Source organism: Pantoea phyllosphaerae (assembly GCF_051025595.1).
GTDB lineage: Bacteria > Pseudomonadota > Gammaproteobacteria > Enterobacterales > Enterobacteriaceae > Pantoea.
Map to the genome: position 1 here is coordinate 1 of NZ_JBPFDE010000027.1, position 18,806 is coordinate 18,806.

An 18,806-nucleotide genomic window follows, 5' to 3' on the forward strand; every position below is an offset into this window, starting at 1 on the left:
CGGGGCGCGGGTGCAGGGCCGGCGCCCACCGGCCCTGCTCGGTCGCCCGCAGCGGGCGAAATGAAACTGTCCGCCTGTCAGGCGAACGAAACCTGCGCTGCAGCCGAGCGAACAAAATCCGCACCGCCGCCAGGCGAACAAAACCCCCGCCGCCGTCAGGCGGACAAAAAGCGCCCGTTCGCCGCGGCGAACCTCACCCGTCAACGCTTCTCCTGAAGCGCCAGCCACACCAGCAGCTGCAAACTGGCGGAAAAATAATTCTGCTCTGGCGCAAGCCGATCGCTGATATAGCCGGTCTCGTTCAGCGTCAGATCGCGGATCGCCAGCAGGCCGCCGTCGAGATGATAGGGCGCGTTGCTGTTGCCCAGCACGTCGAACCAGGCGGGCGTCGTCAGGCGACCGTAGCGCTGCCAGACGTTCTGAAACGGCACCAGACGCAGGCTCTGCGGATCGTACCACCAGATATTGAGCGGCACGCGCACCGCGTCGTAGCTAAAACGGTTTGAGTAGCCCACCGCAGGCGCCACCGAGCCATCCGCGTTCAGCGCCACCCAGTCGAGCGGCAGGCCCGTTTTGCCGAAATGCATCTCGCCCAGCAGATCCATGCCGTCGTCAATCAGGGCGTTCCACACCTTGAGATGGCTGTGTTCGGCAAATTCGTGCCAGGCCTCGAAAAGAAAATAGGAGGGGTTCAGCACGACGTAGCTGGTCTTGTTGAAGCCCTGTACGCCCGGCAGCATCACCGTACGTCCCGCATAGGTCACCACATTGTGCTTCACAATGGCGCGCTGAATGCGATCTGACGCCTGCTGATAGACCTGCGACGACCACTTATCAGCCGCGCGCTGCAGCGCCCAGGCGATCAGCACATCGCCGTCGGAGGCGTTATTCTTGTCTGCCACCGGTTCGGCGGCGTCCGGCGTGTAGCGCCAGTAGAAGAGGTCGTTTTGGCTATTCAGCAGGTGCTGTCGCGTCCAGCTCCAGAGCGTATCGAACGTGGCGCGATCGTTGTTCGCCACCGCCAGCAGCATGCCGTAGCCCTGCCCTTCGGTATGGCTAACGTTATTGTTAGCGTTATCGACAATACGCCCCTCCGGCGTTGAGAAGCGGCTTTTGAAAGTGCTCCAGCCGTCGGCCGACGCCTGCGCGCTTACCATCATCACCATGAAAAAAATCACCCATCTGAGCCAGGCTGGCTTTGTCATCTCGTCGCTCCGTTAGTACCGATAGTGCAGCGTATTGCCGTCATTAAGCTCCAGCGCCACTGCAACCGCCGCGCCGCCACCCTGCGCGCGCAGCCAGCCGCCGTAAAGTCCCGCCAGCACGGCGGCCAGCGCCGACTGCCAGCTTTTCGCATCCAGCGCGCCGTCGCCCGCTGGCAGCGCATGGTGCTTCAGTAAAATCGCCGCGTCCTGCGGCTGCAGCTGAACAAAGCCCCAGCTGAAGCGGGCCAGCTGCAAATTCATTTCGCGCTCCAGATCCTGCACGGTGCGCGCGTCAGGCAAAGGATAGCGCGCCGCCAGCGAATCGCCCATGTCGTAGAGAAACGCTTCCGCCTCTTCTTTGCCCGCGTTGGCGAGCATGCCTTCTATCATTACGCTGACCAGATCGAACCAGCCCGGCTGATGGGTGTGGCCTGTCGCGCCCGTATGCTCACTCATTAGTTGTCTCCAAACAGATAGCGGAAGTAGAGCTGCGCCGTGCTTTCGCTGTAGTCGCCAAAGGTGTCGTAGCCCAGCTGGCCGCCGACCGTCACCGCTTTATTCACTTTGTAATCCGCGCCGGCGTGCAGGTTGTAGCCAATGCCGTTTTTGCTGTCGCCGTTATAGTAAGCGCTTTTTACCGCGCCGCTCGCCGCATAGGATTCCAGCTGCGCCTGCATCGCCGAATCGTTCGGGAAGTATGCGCTGCGATCCTGGCTGTAAGACTGATAGCCGACCGAGCCGCCAATCTTCACGCTCAGGTCATCAAACTTGCGCGTAAAATCAACAGGGAACGACACCGCCGCATAGTTCTGCGGGCTGAAGTAGCCGCCCTGACCGTAGCTGAAATAGCTGAGGTTTTTGGAGAAATCCATCCATGACAGGCTCATGCCGACCTTCAGATCGCGGTCATCGCTGTGGAAAGGCCGCACGTAGGCGCCTGCCGTGGCATTCAGACTCCTGTTGCTCGCCACGTTATCGCCGATATAGCTGTAGGCGCCGCCGCCGACGTAGAAGCCTGCATCACCGTTGTCATAGCTCAGCAGCGCGTTGCCGCCGTTTTTGGTGACGCCACCCCAGCGCTTGCCGCTCGATTTGTCCTGCACGCCGACGTAAGAGAGCAGGCTGTCGGTCATCGCGCGGCGCTCCCCGGTAAGAACCAGCGTCAGGAAGTCGGTGAGTTTCGGCGACCACTGCACCCCGCCCACCAGCGTGCTGAGATCCTGGCCGAGCGGCGTGCTGCCAAGGTCGATTTTATAGCTGTCGCCTTTCAGCGCCATGTTCAGCTCCACGCCGGATGCGCGCTGCGAATCGGTTGAGCCGCTCGGCACGTCGGTGACCTTCGCCCCCCCCGCCGCAACCACTTTCGCCTGCTCAAGCGCGTTGCTGCCGAAACGACGCCAGGCATCACCCGCCGCGCTGCCCGCCGTCAGCGAAAGCGGCGTCATCATAAAGTCGAAGCGCGCATCGCCGAAAGGCACGGTTGAGAAGGTCAGCGGCGCTTTCGCCTCGGTCAGCTTGCTGAGGCCCGACTCGCCGTCGCGCGCGCGCATCTGCACCTGACCCTGCGCCCAGCTGCCGGTTTTCTCCTGCAATCCTTCCATCATGCTGTCGATCTGGTGCAGGGTGCGCGCCTGCTGAAGCGGCAGATCCCCGCCGCTCGCCAGAATAACGCCTTCAGCGCGGCTGGTGACGCCAGCTGGCGCACTCTGCCACGGCAGCACGCTGCCGTAGCTGGAGGGCGAGCGCCCCACCGGCGAGGTGCTGCGGTTGATAAACGGATTGTCTGCCAGCGCCAGCCCGCCGACGGTTGGCGTCTCGCCGTCTTGCGTGCCCTGTAAACCGATCAGCTGGCCGCGCGCGCTGCGCAGGTAGCCCATCGCCTGGGCGCGATCGCCATTTGCATCGGCGACGCGCGCCAGCAGCAGCAGGCGCTCCGGGGTTGGCTGCGCCTGTAGCCCGCGCAACAGATCGTTCGCGCGTTGCAGGTTGTTCTGCGCCAGCGCCACGTTAATTGCGCCGACGCGAGCGTCCTGGGTCGGGGTATCCTGGGTCAACAGGTAGTCATAGACCACGCCCGCCTCTTTGTTCATCTTGCCGTCCTGATAGAGACGCGCCATGGCGAACATCAGGTCGCGATTCTGCGGGTCGCGCTGCAGGGCGCCAATCAGCCTGTCATAGGCGGCGGCGTACTGCTTCTGCTCGCGCAGGCGATCGACTTCGTTAATCACGTAGCCGTTGCGAATGCCTGCCAGCTGCGTCGGCGTGCTGCGCGCCTGCAGCTCTGGCGCATCAAGGAAGCGCTGCGCCTCGCTGGCCAGCCCCGCCTGGTTCAGCACGGCGACCTGCGCCGCGTAGTCGCCCGCATTGCCCTGCACGCCGCGCTGCATGTTGCCGCGCACGATAGCGACGGCAGTCGCGAGGTCGCCCGCTCTGGCGAGCTTTTGCGCCAGATTGCCCGCATCAGCCGGGTTAGCGGGCGGCGTCTGCGCCAGCGCTTTTAGCGTGTTCACCGCGGCGGCGTTCGCGCCCTGCGCCAGATAGCTGTCGGCGGTCGCCATCTGCAGATTGAAGTTGACGCGCTGCGCCAGCTCGCGCATGTCTGCCGTCTGGGCGCTGGCGGGAATACGCGCCAGCAGCGCGCTGGCCTGCTGCCAGCCGCCGCTTTCGCTGGCGTTGATGGCGGCGGCGTAGCGCTCGCTGACGGCCGCGCCGTCGCGCATCGCAAACTGCATCACGCTGGCGGCCTGCGGCGTATCGCCCTGCGCGCGATAGAGGCGGGCCAGGTCCAGGCGCAGCCAGCCGTCGCTGGGATAGCGCTGAATCCCCTGCTGCAGCGTGGCGATCGCCGCGCTGGCGTCCCCTGCTTTCAGCTGGCGTTTTGCCTGCTGGCGAATCGGATCGCTGCCGCCATTGCCGGCGCGCGGCGCCACGCTCTGGCGCACGCTGTCGGGCAGCGACGCCAGCAGCGTACTCGCCTCGGCGCTGCGGTTTTGCTGACGCAGCACATAGAACAGGCCCTCTTTCGCGCTGCGGTTATCCGCATCGTTTTGCAGGATGGCGCGATAGGCGCGCTCCGCCTCGCTGAACTGACTGCCGCGGCGCAGCACATCGGCGCGGAACAGCTGCGCGGCGATCCCTTTTTCCCCTTCCGCCTGCGTTAGCGGCTCGCTGAGCGAGAGCGCCTGCGCGCTGTCGCCGTTTTTCAGCGCCTGCTGCGCCGCCGCCAGCTGCGCATAGAAGCGCGCGTCATTGGCCTGCTGCTGCCGTTCGGCACCGCGCTCGCCGCCAAGCTGGGCCGAGCGCTGCAGGTAGTCCGCCGCTTCGCCGTAGCGGCCGCCGCGCTGCGCGACGTAGCCCATGCCCGCCAGGGCGTCGGCGTCCTGCGGACTGGCGTTCAGCACTTTCTCAAAGCTGTTTTGCGCGCCGCTGACGTCGCCGCTGTTAAGCGCGTTGAAGCCTGCCCCCTTCTCGGCGCCGCCGACATTTTTACGGTAGTAGTCCATTACCGCTACATCCTGCGGATGGCGCTGCTGCCAGGTCTGATAGCGCGCGGCATCCGACGGCTGCGGGCCGAGCCACAGCAGCGCCTGGCGCAGCGAACGATCGGCCTCCGCGCTGCCGTCCGCCAGCGTGCCGAGCAGATCCATGCCCTCGCGGCGCGTCGCGTCCTGATAGGTCAGGGCTTTGCCCAGCGCCAGCCTGGCGCTGACATCCTGCGGATGCGCCGCCGCGAACTGCCGCAGTTCGTCGACCGCCTGCGGCAGCAGGGTGCGGTCCCCGGCCATTGTCAGGTAGTACTCAGCCGCCACGCTGGCGGGCGGCTCACTGCCGTTAAAGGTGTTGCGCCACGTCTGCAGCGACGCGGCGATATTGCCGCTGCGCGCCTGCTGACGCGCCAGCGACAGCTGCGCCTGTGGAATGGTTTGCAGCTGGCGCGCGTTGTCCAGCTCGCTCAGGCGCGCGTCCTGCGGCGAGACGCTGCTCAACTGCTGGCGGTAGCGCGCTGCGCCTGCAACGTCGCCGCCCTGCTGCGAGTAGAGCGCCAGCAGATAGAGCGCCTGCGTGTTGTTCGGTTCCACCATCAACACTTTTTGCAGCGCGGACTTCGCTAAATCGTCATGCGCCTTCTGGTGCCAGTAGGCCGCCTGATCGAACAGCGCCTGCAGCGCCGGGTTGTCGCTTTCTGCCGCCAGCAGGGGCATCGTGAAGGTCAGCGCGCCGCCCAGCAGCAGCGCGCGACGGATACCGGTACTTATCGTTGTTTTCATTCTGTTCATCCTGACGTCTTACCGGAATCGCGCACGCTGGGCGGGGTGAGTCGACGCCGCGCATGGCGCTGTAGCATGGTGAAAATCGCCGCGCCCGCCAGCCCGGCAAGCATCAGCGCCGCCAGCGCCATCAGCACCGAATGCTGGCTGGCATACCACACCACCATCATGTACCAGGGCATCTCGCCGCTCGGATACTGCGGGCCGACGCGGAAGCTGCGAATGCCGTTTTCGTCGGTGATGATGGCGGTATCGCCACGGATCGCCGCGTTAATGCGCGCCGAGTTTAAATCGCCGTGCAGCCGCAAAAGTTGTTCATCGCTGGTCGCGACCGTCATCACGACGGTTCGGGCAGGATTCCAGGGCGAGCGGTAGCTGACAAAGCCGCGCCACGCCTCATTCGAGGAGAAGTAGCGATCGGCGTCGAGCGGCTGGCGATACCAGTCGCCGGTTAGCCAGCTGCGCACGTTGTCCAGGGTCGAGGGCGTTTTTACGCCGAAGGTGGCGCCGCTGGCCTCGAACGGCGAATGCGCCAGCATCTGCTGGTTAAAGCGGCTGTCGCCGGTGGTGCTAATCGCCAGCACGTCGCTCTTCGCCAGTCGCGCCAGGTGAGCGCCGCCGCTGGGCAGGCCGAACATCACCTGATTCTGCGTCAGCGCCGCGCCGGTAGCGTTGCCCGCGCGCGCCGCCAGATCGAGCAGCGTGGCGATTTCAGCATTGCTCGGTTTCTCCGGCATCAGCAGCGTGGTCTGGCTGAAGTCCGCCAGCCGCGTAAAGGGAAATGATGCGCCGACGAAGTAGGAGAGATTTGGCAGCAGCGCGAAGTGGCGCGTGTGGCTCAGGTCGATCCATGACGCCTCTTCAATGCGGCTTTTGATGTTGTTGTTCAGCAGCACGCCGCAGGGCGCGTCCGCTTTCGGCCGAATATTGAAGTAGAGCGAGAGCTGGTTGTCGCCGTAAATCAGCCAGGGATCGAGATGGAGCTGATACTCTTCCTGGCGCGCGTCGCCGCCCAGACGGTGCCACGCCTGTTCGAGCAGGCCGACTTTATTGACCGTCAGGTTGCGCAGAAAGGTGCCGTTCAGCATGACGTTGAGGAAAGAGCTGTTCTCGTCAATCCAGCTCTCCGACGGAAAGCGATAGTTCAGGTTCACCGGCAGGGTATCGCCGTCCCACAGGAAAAGATCCGGCGCGGCGCGAAAGTTCACGCGCAGCGCATCGTGCCAGAGGCCGGTCGACGTCAGGCTCTGGTTCGGATCCAGCAGCTCGGTGAGACGCACCGGGCGGCTGGTGTTGATCCAGCGCGGCGCGTCATAGGGTTTGCGGCTGACGAGAGGCTGCGGCTGAACGGCGAGGCTGCTGGCGTCGGTGTCCAGCGGCTGCGTGGTGAGGCGCAGCGCCGCCTGACGCAGCTGAGCATCATCCTCGCCCGTCACCAGCAGCAGCTTATAAACCGGGTTATTCGGGTTATCCACCAGCGTCAGCTGCGGGCCGCTCGCCTGCGGCAGGGTCAGGGCGCCGATACGATCGCCCGGATGCCCGAACAGGATGCCATTTTGTTCGGGCAGCTCGCCGCGCGATACCGGGAAGCGAATGGTGCGATAGTCGCTCTGAATGCCGAGCCACGATGCGACCAGCGCGGCGGCGCTAATCGCATCCGGCGCGACGTTGCTGGCGAAGCCCATGGCGACTGACGCAGGCGTCATACGCAGCGGATCGATAAACGGACGCGGGAAGTTGCGCAGGCGCGTACCGATATTCAGCTGCTGTCCCTCCAGGCTCAGCGTGGTCTGCGGCAAAATCGTGACCTGATAGTTCTGCGCGCTCTCTTTCTCGCACAGCAGCTTATCCGCATCGTTAATTTTAAAGCTGAGGTTATTGCTGGCGACCACCATCGCGGCGGGGATCTCCAGCTGATAGTCGCTGACGTCGCTGTCGCTGGCGCCAAGGGGCAGCGTGCCGAGCGGCTGGCCGTTGAGCATCAGCTGCAGCGTGGTGTTGCGCGCCGCCAGCGCCTGAGAGACGCGCAGCGACAAATTGAGGTGCGCATTGGTGATCACCTCATCGCCCGGCAGGGTAAAAACGATGCCGGACTGCAGCTGGCCGCCGCTCAGGAAAATGCCCTGCTGCTGGCCCATCTGCGCGACGGAAATGGTGCTGCTGATCGGCTGGTTCAGCGCCGCGGCGGGCGCAGGCGCGCTCACCGGCTGGCCCGGTACAAAGGGCGCGGCGGCGGCGGCGGATGAGAGCTGCCGATCGGCCTGCTCCAGCCCCGCCGGCAGCGGCAGATCTGACAGCGCGCGCTCCTGCTGGATGGCAGGCGCGGTCGTTTCCGACGCAGCAGGCGCACTCGCTTCCGGCGCGACCGGTACAGTCGACTGCTGCGCGGCGGGGGCGCTCGCTTCCGGGGCGACCGGTACAGCCGACTCTGGCGCAGCAGGCGCGGCGCTGTTGACCGGCGCGGCAGAATTATCGGGCGCTTCCGCCCAGCCTGGGTTCAGCCACAGTGCCGCCGCCAGCGATGACGCCAGCAGAGAGTGCGTTACGATTCTCATGCTGTACCATCCTCTTTTACCACAGCAGGCGCGCGGCCTCTGGCGCGCCGATCCTTCCAGGTCAGCCAGAACAGCTCGAACACGGTGCGAATAATGGTGCCCAGCGACAGCAGCGCATTGTCTTGTTTGTACTCTGGCTGAAGCCAGGCGTCGGCGCGCGCCAGCACCACGCGCACCAGCTCGCGCCGACGCGCCAGCGGCATCGCGGCGAAGCGCAGACGAATCGAGGTGTCATCGCCGGAAATTTTGCTCACCGGAATGGTAATCGCCCCCGACTGCAGCAGCAGATCGATCTCTTCAATCTCATCGCTTTCATGACGGTTATCCGGCGCATCCAGCTGCGCGCCGCCCATCGAGAGATTGCTGGTGCGGGTGCGCGACGAAATGCCGCTGGCGTAGTGGATAATCGCCGGGATCTCTACCTCGATGCGGATAGTTTTACGCACCTGCCGCGTTTCACGCGCCACCGCGATTGCCGCCATCAGGATGATCAGGCTAAAGAGCGCCCAGCCAACGTTCAGGGCGATCACGTAAGGGTCGACGCCGAAGTAGTCGTGCATCACCGCGCGCGCCACGCCTGCGGCGATGCCAATGCCCAGCAGCACCGCCACGATGACGTGCGGACGGACAATATGAAAATCGAAGAAGCCCTGATCGAGCAGGCCGCCTTTGTCGGTCACGTTAAATTTGCCGTGCCTGGGCGACAGCAGGGTCAGCAGCGTCGGGATCACCAGGTGGAAACACATCACGGTTTCGTAGATTTCGCCCCAGAAGGTGTAGCGGAAGCGACCGTTCATGCGCGAGTTGACGTAGAGCGACATCACCAGGTGCGGCAGCACATAGGCGAAGATCAGCGACGCCGACGAGTGAATAATGTTGAGATTGAACAGCAGATAGGCGAGCGGCGCGGTCAGGAACACCACACGCGGCAGGCCGAACTGGAAGTGCAGCATGGCGTTGAGGTAGCAGAGGCGCTGCTGCCACTTCAGACCGCGCCCCAGCAGCGGATTATCGACGCGGAAAATCTGCGTCATGCCGCGCGCCCAGCGGGTGCGCTGCACCACATGCAGCCCCAGACGCTCGGTCGCCAGACCAGCCGCCAGCGGAATCGCCAGAAACGCCGAGCCCCAGCCGCGCCGCTGCATTTTCAGCGCGGTATGCGCATCTTCCGTCACCGTTTCCACCGCAAAGCCGCCGATCTCCTCCAGCGCTGCGCGCCGGATCACCGCGCAGGAGCCGCAGAAAAAGGTGGCGTTCCAGTTGTCGTTGCCCTGCTGCACCGGGCCGTAGAACAGCGCGCCTTCGTTGGGAATGGTCCGCGCCGCGCGCAGGTTACGCTCGAAGGGATCGGGCGAGTAGAAGTAGTGCGGCGTCTGCAGCAGCGCCAGCTTCGGGTCGGTCAGAAACGGGCCGACGGTGGCCTGCAGGAAGGTGCGCGTGGCGACATGGTCGCAGTCAAATACGCAGATCAGCTCGCCTTTGGTGATCGTCATGGCGTGGTTCAGGTTGCCCGCTTTGGCGTGGCTGTTATCGTCGCGCGTAATATAGCCAACGCCGACGTCGGCGGCGAAAACCGCAAACTCCGGCCGCTTGCCATCATCCAGCAGATAGACTTTTAGCTTGTCGCGCGGGTAGTCAATACACTGCGCCGCCAGCACCGTATCGCGCACCACGTCGAGGCTTTCGTTATAGGTCGGCACGTAGACGTCGACGGTCGGCCACAGGCTGACATCATCCGGCAGGGGTTCAATGGTGCGCTTTAGCGGCCAGGTGGTTTGCAGAAAGCCGAGAATTAAAATCAGCCAGACATAAATTTCGGCAAGATATAAGCCAATGCCAAGGATCGCTTCCGTTTCGGAATTAAAATGAAGCGTCTCTGTGGTGCGCCACCAGATATATCGGGTGGACATCAGGGCAGAGAAAATAACCATCACCACCGTTATTTTACGGCTCTTGCTGAGTCCCAGTAAAAACATCATCAAAATACTGATTAAGCCAAATATATATTGCTTCTGGCTGTCCATCGGCGTAATGACGATTACCGCCGCCGCTGGTGCAAGCACCAGCAGCAACAGGTAAAACCCGATTTTATTCATGATTCACCCTGGAAAAGCGCTGTTTTTTATAGCCCGGCGACGCCAGGCAATTAATAGTGGCTACTGCGGATCGGCGCCTGAACTTCACCATTGCCGACGGAAATATTGAGAATATTCGCCACGCGTTTTCCAATCAGTTCAATATCGAACGCGGCGGCGGACGCAGGGCTGAAATCGTAAACCGACTGCTGGGAGGCGTTGGCTTCCGCCACGCTCTCATCGCGATGCACCACTCCCAGCAAGCTGTCGCCCAGCCGCTGCTGCATAAAGGCGGTGACGTCGCGGCTAATATTGCGGCGGTTGTCGCTCTGGTTCAGCACGAAGTAGTGCCCCAGCTGATTATTCAGCGGCTGGCCAATCATGCGGTTATTTTCAATTTGCGGTAACAGCGAAACCGAGGCGGTGTCGGCCAGCATCACCACCAGATGCATTTGCGCCAGCGCGCTCATCGCTTTTAGCGCCGGGCCAGGGCCAGGCGGAAAATCGGCGACGATCACCAGGCCGGGGTAGTTCAGTACCGTATCCAGCCCGCGCCGCAGGAAATGGGGATCTTTCGCCAGGTTCTCTTCAAAACGTTCGCGCTGCAACTCGGTTACGTCGCCATAAGGGAGGACGAAAATGTTGCCGCCGGTGGTGAGGATCGACTGGCTCCAGTCCGCCTGCTCTTCCGAGCGCGCGACAAAGCCGCGGCCGTCGTTGAGCGGCACGCCAAAATGCAGGCGCAGGGCGTTCTGCACGTCAAAATCGATCGCTAATACCTTGCTGCCCGCCCGCGCTAATCCCCAGGCCAGATTGGCTGCCAGCGTGGTTTTTCCGACTCCCCCTTTCGGCGAGCACACACAAACTAACGGCATAGCGCAATCTTCTCCAGTAACGGTTTGAGCAGGGTTTCTTTCGGCAGGCTGACCGGCTCGCTGTGGCGCGCGCGAAACAGACCGCCAAAGCGGCGCTCAGACGCGGCCGCGGGCAGGCTAAACGCCTGGACGGGCGGCGCGGAAACGGACGCAGCGGGTACGCTAAGCGGCGGAGCAGTCGAGGCGGGAGCGGGTGCAACCGCAGGCGACGCCACAGCGTCAGGCGGCGCCGGGAAGAGCGAAGAGCGGGGCGTAGCTGCCGCTGGCGGGCGATCCGTCAGGCTATCGAGAATGCTGCTGCGTGCGCCGATGGGCTGCAACGCCGCCGGCTGACGCATCAGCGGCGAATCGGGCGGCGCGCGAAACTCATCGCCGCGCAGCGGCTGCGGCTGCGGCAGATCGATACGCTGGCTGCCGCTGAACGGCGTTGAGGCGTCTTCATTCGCCAGCTGGCGAATAAGCGCCCACTGGCTATTTTCGGCGGGTTGCTGCAGCTGGCCTGACATATCTTTAAAGGCGATATCGAGCGTTTGCGTTTTTTCTTTGAAACGCTGCAGATCGTCATAGTTTTTCATCGGGCCATGGCCTGCATTAAGGAAAAATTTGCCAGGAATATATCACATTCATTTAGGTCAGGTGAGAAAAATCTGATTATAAAAGACGCACATTCAATAAAAGAGTTTTATCTTTATGATTAATATAAAGCCCGGTAAAAGCTATCCCCGCCCGCCTTGCCAATAAATTAATTAATTAACCTTAACTTAAATAGAGAGAACGTTACCGGCGTTCAATAATAAAAATTACGCCTTACCCTTTGATGGTGCTACCAATAACCTGTCGAGACCTTGCTGCGTTTTTTCTTAATGCAAACCTGGCAGGCGTTTTACGCTTCAGATAAAGCATCGCAACAGCTGCTCACGTCAGCGGCGATAATCTTTTGCGCAAATTTTTTTCCAGCGGATGGTGATGTATCAGATGGCGTGAAGAGTCGGCATTAAAAAGGCTCCTTGCGGAGCCTCTCTGTTTAAACCATCCCTTCTGCCGCGCCGACCGGCTGATTTTCATCCTGGTCGACGGCGAAGCAGGCGATCTGCTGGTCGCCGTAGCGCTTCAGCTTCGGCTGTAGCTGCACGCAGGTGCCGAAACGGCGGCGGCAGCGCGCGTTAAAGGCGCAGCCCGGCGGCGGATTGAGCGGGCTGGGCAGCTCGCCGGTCAGCTTGATGCGTTCGCGCCGGTCGTCTGGATTGAGACGTGGCGTGGCCGACAGCAGCGCCTGCGTATAGGGGTGGCGCGGATTGCTGAAGATCGCCTCTTTGCTGCCCTTCTCTACACAGCGGCCCAGATACATCACCATCACCTCATCCGCGATATGCTCCACCACCGAGAGATCGTGCGAAATAAAGACGTATGAGAGCCCCATCTCCTGCTGCAAATCCATCATCAGGTTAAGCACCTGCGCACGCACGGAGACGTCGAGCGCCGAGACCGGTTCGTCGGCGATCAGCACGTCGGGTTCAAGCATCAGACCGCGCGCGATGGCGATACGCTGACGCTGGCCGCCAGAGAACATATGGGGATAGCGATCGTAATGCTCAGTTTTCAGGCCGACCTTCGCCATCATCTCCAGCGTCTTCTCTTTACGCTCCGCCTTGCTCAGCGCGGTGTTAATCAGCAGCGGCTCCTCAAGGATCTGGCTGACTTTCTTACGCGGATTAAGCGAACCGTAGGGGTTCTGGAACACAATCTGGATTTTCTGACGACGCAGCTTCTGCGCCTGCGGATCGTGCTTCAGCAGATCCTGACCGTGCCAGAAGAGCTGACCTTCGGTCGGCGTTTCAATCATGGTCAACAGGCGGCCGAGCGTCGATTTGCCGCAGCCGGACTCGCCGACCACCGCCAGCGTTTTGCCGCGCTCCAGATTAAAAGAGACGCCGTCCAGCGCTTTTACCAGGCGCTCCTGACCAAAAAGGCCTTTCTTCACCGGATAGTGTTTTTTCAGGTCAATCGCCTGCAGCAGGTAATCCTGCCTGGTATTATCAAGACTCATAGGTCGGTCTCCCGGCATCATCCAGCGGATAGTGACATTTGGACTGACGCCCCGGAATGTCGCGTAAGGCAGGTTCTTCTTTACGGCAGCGATCGGTGGCGTAGGGGCAGCGCGGATTCAGCAGGCAGCCCATCGGCCGGTCATATTTGCCCGGCACCACGCCCGGCAGCGACGCCAGACGCGCCTTATCGGCAGCGAACTCCGGCAGCGCGCGCAGCAGCGCCTGCGTATAGGGATGGCGCGGCGCCTTAAAGATATCGCCTGCCTTGCCGCTCTCGACCACCTGACCCGCATACATCACGATGATGTGGTGCGCGGCCTCCGCCACCAGCGCCAGATCGTGCGTAATCAGGATCAGCGCCATATTCTCCTGCTGCTGCAGCGCCAGCAGCAGCTCGATAATCTGCGCCTGAATGGTCACGTCCAGCGCCGTGGTCGGCTCGTCGGCGATCAGCAGCTTTGGCCGACAGGCGATCGCCATAGCGATCATCACGCGCTGGCTCATGCCGCCCGACAGCTGGTGCGGATAGACATCCAGTCGCGACGCCGGATCGGGGATGCCGACCTGCGTCAGCAGGTCGATAGCGCGCTGACGGCGGGTGCGGCGGTTGCCGCCCTGATGCACCTTGATCGCTTCCATAATCTGGTAGCCGACGGTGTAGCAGGGGTTCAGGCTGGTCATCGGATCCTGGAAAATCATCGCCACTTCCGCGCCCACCAGCTGGCGGCGCTCTTTCTCGGAGATGCGTTTCAGGTCGCGCTGATTGAACTCCAGCTTCTCCGCCATCACTTTGCCGGGAAAGTCGATCAGGCCCATAATCGCCAGCGAACTGACCGATTTGCCCGAGCCGGACTCGCCGACGATTCCCACGACCTGCCCCTGTTCAACCTGATAGCTGATGCGGTCGACCGCGCGGAACGGTGTCTTATCGTCGCCAAAATGCACCGATAATTTATCTACATTTAATAACGCCATCTCGGTGCCTCTTACTGCTTGAGTTTCGGGTCGAGGGCGTCGCGTAAGCCGTCGCCCATCAGGTTAAAGGCCAGTACGGTGAGCAGAATGGTCAGACCGGGAAAGGTCACCACCCACCAGGCGCTTTGCGCATACTGCAGTACGTCGGAGAGCATGGTGCCCCACTCCGGCGTCGGCGGCTGCGCACCCATACCGAGAAAGCCCAACGCCGCCATATCGAGAATGGCGTTGGAGAAGCCCAGCGACGCCTGCACGATCAGCGGCGCCAGACAGTTAGGCAGAATATTGACGAACATCTGACGCAGCATGCCCGCACCCGCCACGCCGGAAGCGGTGACGTAGTCGCGGTTCACCTCAACCAGCACCGCGGCGCGGGTAAGACGGATATAGTGCGGCAGCGCAACAAAGGTCAGCGCGATAGAGGCGTTGACGATCGACGGGCCGAAGATTGCCACCAGCACCAGCGCCAGCAGCAGGCTCGGCAGCGCCAGCATAATATCCACGATGCGCATGATAATCGCGTCCACTACCCCGCCGAGGTAGCCCGCCAGCAGGCCGAACACAACGCCGAGGATCAGCGACAGCACCACCACCATACAGCCCACCAGCAGCGACAGGCGTGCGCCATACATCAGACGCGACAGCACGTCGCGGCCTACATCGTCGGTGCCGAGGATATAGCTCCAGCTGCCGCCTTCCTGCCAGACTGGCGGATGCAGCAGCGCATCGCGGAACTGCTCTGCGGGCGCGTGCGGCGCCAGTGCCCCGGCGAAGATGGCGATCAGCAGCATCAACACCACATAGACCAGGCCGATAACCGCGCCTTTATTGCGTTTAAAATAGTGCCAGAACTCCTGAATGGGGGTCATCGGCTTGGGTGCAGCGGGTACGCTTGCGGGATCAACAACAGACATGACGCCCCCTTATTTCTTATGTCGTATGCGCGGATTGACCACGCCGTACAGCAGATCAACCAGCAGGTTGACCAGGATAATCAGCACCGCCGTCAGCAGCACGCCGCCCTGCACGACCGGATAGTCACGGCGTTGCAGCGCTTCGATCAGCCAGCGGCCGAGGCCGGGCCAGGAGAAGATGGTTTCCGTCAGGATGGCGCCCGCCAGCAGCGTGCCGACCTGCAGGCCGATCACCGTGACCACCGGCAGCATGGCGTTGCGCAGCGCATGAACCACGATAACGCGCATGCGCGTCAGGCCTTTCGCGCGCGCGGTGCGGATATAATCTTCGCCCAGCACTTCCAGCATCGCCGAACGCGTCATACGCACAATCACCGCCAGCGGGATGGTGCCGAGCACGATAGCGGGCAGGATCATATGCATCACCGCATCCTTGAAGTCACCCGCCTCGCCCCAGAAGAAAGTGTCGATCAGCATAAAGCCGGTGAGCGGATTGCTGTCGTCCAGGAAGACCGTGTCGCTGACGCGCCCGGAAACCGGCGTCAGGTTAAGCTGTACCGACACCAGCATGATCAGCATGATGCCCCACCAGAAAATGGGCATGGAGTAGCCGGTCAGGGAGATGCCGACCGCGGTATGATCGAAGACAGAGCCGCGCTTCACCGCGGCAATAACGCCTACCGGGATGCCCACGGCGACGGCGAAGATCATGGCGCAGATGCCCAGCTCCAGCGTGGCTTTGAAGCGCGGTACGAACTCATCCCATACCGGGATGCGGCTCTTGAGCGAAATGCCCAGATCGCCATGCAGCACGCCGTAAATGTAGTGAACGTACTGTTTCCACAGCGGCTGGTCGAGGCCAAAGGCCGCCATCAGCTGGGCATGACGTTCCGGGGTGATCCCGCGTTCGCCCGCCATGATCAGCACCGGATCGCCGGGGATCATATGCACAAATGCGAAGGTCAACAGGGTGATGCCGATAAATGTCGGGATGACAAGTCCCAGACGTCGGAGTATGAACTGCAGCATAAGCCGGATTCTCAGTCTTTTCCCGCCGCGATAAGCCGCGGGATCTATTGCTCACAACTCGCTCCCGAAAAAATCGCGGGCGCGACGCAAAGGGCGTTAACCGTCATCTTTCGCTACGCAGGCGCGAGAGCCCTGGCCCGACGTTTACCGCGGCAAATGTCGGAGACTGGTCGGCTCGCCGCTTTCCTGCAGCGCGAAGATGTTGGGTTTTATTCGAAGAAGTTAGCCGAAAATGCGCGTCGACCGAGCGGGCAAGCGCCCGCTCAGGGGCCGAACAGGTCGGCCCTTATCACAGGCGTTATTCCTGGATATCGACGTTTTCGAAATGGTGTTTGCCTAACGGATCGACCACGTAGCCAGAGACTTTTTTACTCACCGGCTCAAACACCGTAGAGTGCGCGATAATCAGCGCTGGCGCCTGGTCATGCATCACTACCTGCGCCTGCTTATAAAGCTCAATACGTTTATTGTGGTCTGACTCGGCGCGCGCCGGCTGGATCAGATCTTCAAACGGCTTGTAGCACCAGCGCGAGTAGTTAGAGCCATCTTTTGCCGCCGCGCAGCTAAACAGCGTGGCGAAGAAGTTGTCCGGATCCCCGTTGTCGCCGGTCCAGCCCATCATCACCGACTGGTGTTCGCCCGCTTTCGCGCGCTTCAGGTATTCACCCCACTCGTAGGTCACGATTTTGGCTTTCACGCCGATTTTCGCCCAGTCAGCCTGAACCATTTCCGCCATACGGCGCGCGTTCGGGTTGTAAGGACGCTGTACCGGCATCGCCCACAGGTCGATAGAGAAGCCGTCCGGCATACCCGCTTCTTTCAACAGCGCTTTGGCTTTTTCCGGATCGTAGGCGTAGTCCTGAATCGCGTCGTTGTAGCCCCACATGGTCGGCGGGATCAGGTTCTTCGCGGCCTGGCCTGCACCCTGATATACGGCATCGATAATCGCCTGCTTATTCACCGCCATGGTCAGCGCCTGGCGCACCTTGACGTTATCCATCGGCTTCTTCTCGGTGTTGAACGAGAGGTAGCCAACGTTCAGGCCCGGCTGCTCCATCAGGTTGATTTTGGTGTCTTTCTTCATGCTGGCGATATCGGCCGGATTCGGGTACGGCATCACCTGGCACTCGCCCTTCTGCAGCTTGGCGTAGCGCACAGAGGCATCCGGCGTGATAGAGAAGACCAGACGATCGATTTTCGGTTTGGTGCCCCAGAAATCCGGGTTGGCCTTATAGAGAATGCGCGAATCTTTCTGGTACTGCTGCAGCACGAACGGACCGGTACCGACCGGGTTCAGATCGAGCTTCTCCGGCGTACCGGCTTTCTGCATCTTGTCCGCATACTCTTTCGACAGAATCGACGCGAAGTCCATGCCGAGGTCGGCGAGGAACGGCGCTTCCGGACGCGTCAGGGTAAAGCGCACGGTGTAGTCATCGACTTTCTCGATTTTGCCGATCAGCTTCGGCATATCCATGCCTTCGAAATATTCGTAGCTGCCGCCAGAAACGTTGTGGAAGCTGTTGTTTTTATCCAGCTGGCGCTCGAACGAGAACACGACGTCGTCGGCGTTGAATTCACGCGTCGGCTTAAACTCTTTGGTGGTCTGCCACTTCACGCCTTTACGCAGGTGGAAAGTGTAGGTTTTGCCGTCATCGCTGACGTCCCACTTTTCCGCCAGGCCAGGCTGCAGCTCGGTGGTGCCGATTTTGAACTCAACCAGACGGTTATAGATTGGCACGGAGCTGGCGTCATAGGTGGTGCCAGAGGTGAACAGCTGCGGGTTAAAACCTTCCGGTGAGCCTTCTGAACAGTAAACGAGGGTTTTTGCCTGAACACCTGCGGCGACGGTCATAGCAATCAGGCTCAGACCGACCTTCAGCATCCTGGATTTGGCCAGGGAGTTGATCATGCTTTTGCTCCATTGTGATGTGATGTTGTGTGTATTGCCCGACCTCTGTTTTTTTTATGCGGTTCAGGCGGACCACGGACGTGGTCGAAAGTGCGGAGCGTTCTTGTTGTGTTTTCCCGACGCCGTGGAAACTGCCGGATCACGCCGCTTCTGCAACTTTATTGACGCATCAATTTGTCAACAGTTGCAATGAACGTCAATACAGCCGCGAGTTATTTACACAGAGTGTGAGGAATAGCAAGCAACGGTAAAAAAAAGCTTTCTGGCTTAATTGCCAGATATTGCACAGCGCTTTTCACTGACAGACCTTATAACTCACTAAGCCGGGCGATAATTGACAGTGATTCTCACCGCTAAAAAACATCGGCACCTGCGTGATAAATGTTGAATAACTGAACGAATTAGCGTGCGTTATCGCGTCCAGGTAGTGGAAAATGCTGGGATCCAGGCATAAGCAATCCGCATGAAGATAAAAAAGGTCATAAGAAAAACGCGATGCGAAATAAGCCTCTGAGCCAGACGCGGCGCGCGTTAGCACGTTGAAAACGGCAATAATCAGAGGAAACCCGCCTGAACGGTAGCAATAAGGAATTTGGTCAGGTTTTTAGACAAAGTGTGGGAAAAAGTAGAAACAATCACAGGCGATATTATATCGAAAAAAGATCCGGGGAAATTGCTGGATACGCGCGGCTGGCGCCTCACAAAAACTTATGCGAATGACACTTCCAATCGCGCCTGTTTTTATCAGAAGGCGTATTCAGGCAGGAAGTAAATCTTATTAAAACAGGCGCAAACATGCTGCCCTAAAGGCCTCATCCGAAATATTTTTCAAACAGGCCGCACCCAGGCTTAAATGCGGATGGCATGGACGGAGGCGCAAAGCGTCCCGCGACAGGGATGTCGCGGGCCGAGCGAGCATGGATGCCTTGAGCGACTTTGCGATCCGTCCATGC

General features: G+C 61.0%; 12 protein-coding genes. All 12 read right to left on the reverse strand.

Translation table 11 applies throughout. The features are described 5' to 3' along the window. Positions 1-200: 200 nt before the first annotated feature. Complete coding sequence (locus ACR6A7_RS20820) at positions 201-1,205, reverse strand: family 8 glycosyl hydrolase (RefSeq protein WP_434127117.1); 1,005 nt, start codon at positions 1,203-1,205, stop codon at positions 201-203. A 12-nt stretch (positions 1,206-1,217) separates the two neighbouring features. Beyond that, a complete protein-coding gene (bcsD, locus tag ACR6A7_RS20825) occupies positions 1,218-1,661 on the reverse strand; it encodes a cellulose biosynthesis protein BcsD (RefSeq protein WP_434127118.1) in 444 nt (147 codons plus the stop codon). Then, complete coding sequence (locus ACR6A7_RS20830; protein WP_434127119.1) at positions 1,661-5,473, reverse strand: cellulose biosynthesis protein BcsC; 3,813 nt, start codon at positions 5,471-5,473, stop codon at positions 1,661-1,663. Before ACR6A7_RS20830 ends, bcsD begins: the two co-directional genes overlap by 1 nt. A 5-nt stretch (positions 5,474-5,478) precedes the next feature. Next, positions 5,479-8,028, reverse strand: a complete 2,550-nt coding sequence (gene bcsB / locus ACR6A7_RS20835) for a cellulose biosynthesis cyclic di-GMP-binding regulatory protein BcsB (RefSeq protein WP_434127120.1) — start codon at positions 8,026-8,028, stop codon at positions 5,479-5,481. Next, on the reverse strand, positions 8,025-10,124 hold the full coding sequence (gene bcsA / locus ACR6A7_RS20840; protein WP_434127121.1) for a UDP-forming cellulose synthase catalytic subunit: 2,100 nt from the start codon (positions 10,122-10,124) through the stop codon (positions 8,025-8,027). The genes bcsB and bcsA overlap by 4 nt, the downstream gene beginning before the upstream one ends. Before the next feature lie 50 nt (positions 10,125-10,174). Continuing rightward, on the reverse strand, positions 10,175-10,978 hold the full coding sequence (gene bcsQ / locus ACR6A7_RS20845; RefSeq protein ID WP_434127122.1) for a cellulose biosynthesis protein BcsQ: 804 nt from the start codon (positions 10,976-10,978) through the stop codon (positions 10,175-10,177). Beyond that, positions 10,969-11,553 (reverse strand): cellulose biosynthesis protein BcsO, encoded by a 585-nt coding sequence (bcsO, locus tag ACR6A7_RS20850; protein WP_434127123.1) that lies wholly within the window; start codon positions 11,551-11,553, stop codon positions 10,969-10,971. The genes bcsQ and bcsO overlap by 10 nt, the downstream gene beginning before the upstream one ends. Positions 11,554-12,002: 449 nt before the next feature. Next, the gene (gene dppF, locus ACR6A7_RS20855; RefSeq protein WP_434127124.1) at positions 12,003-13,025 is read right to left on the reverse strand and encodes a dipeptide ABC transporter ATP-binding subunit DppF; all 1,023 of its coding nucleotides are present in this window, start codon (positions 13,023-13,025) and stop codon (positions 12,003-12,005) included. Then, complete coding sequence (gene dppD, locus ACR6A7_RS20860; RefSeq protein WP_434127125.1) at positions 13,015-14,001, reverse strand: dipeptide ABC transporter ATP-binding protein; 987 nt, start codon at positions 13,999-14,001, stop codon at positions 13,015-13,017. The genes dppF and dppD overlap by 11 nt, the downstream gene beginning before the upstream one ends. An 11-nt stretch (positions 14,002-14,012) precedes the next feature. After that, positions 14,013-14,915: a dipeptide ABC transporter permease DppC gene (dppC, locus tag ACR6A7_RS20865; RefSeq protein WP_033754469.1), complete on the reverse strand. Its 903-nt coding sequence runs from the start codon at positions 14,913-14,915 to the stop codon at positions 14,013-14,015. A 9-nt stretch (positions 14,916-14,924) separates the two neighbouring features. Continuing rightward, complete coding sequence (gene dppB, locus ACR6A7_RS20870; RefSeq protein WP_434127126.1) at positions 14,925-15,944, reverse strand: dipeptide ABC transporter permease DppB; 1,020 nt, start codon at positions 15,942-15,944, stop codon at positions 14,925-14,927. A 298-nt stretch (positions 15,945-16,242) separates the two neighbouring features. Further along, a complete protein-coding gene (dppA, locus tag ACR6A7_RS20875) occupies positions 16,243-17,853 on the reverse strand; it encodes a dipeptide ABC transporter periplasmic-binding protein DppA (protein ID WP_316555948.1) in 1,611 nt (536 codons plus the stop codon). Positions 17,854-18,806 lie beyond the last annotated feature (953 nt).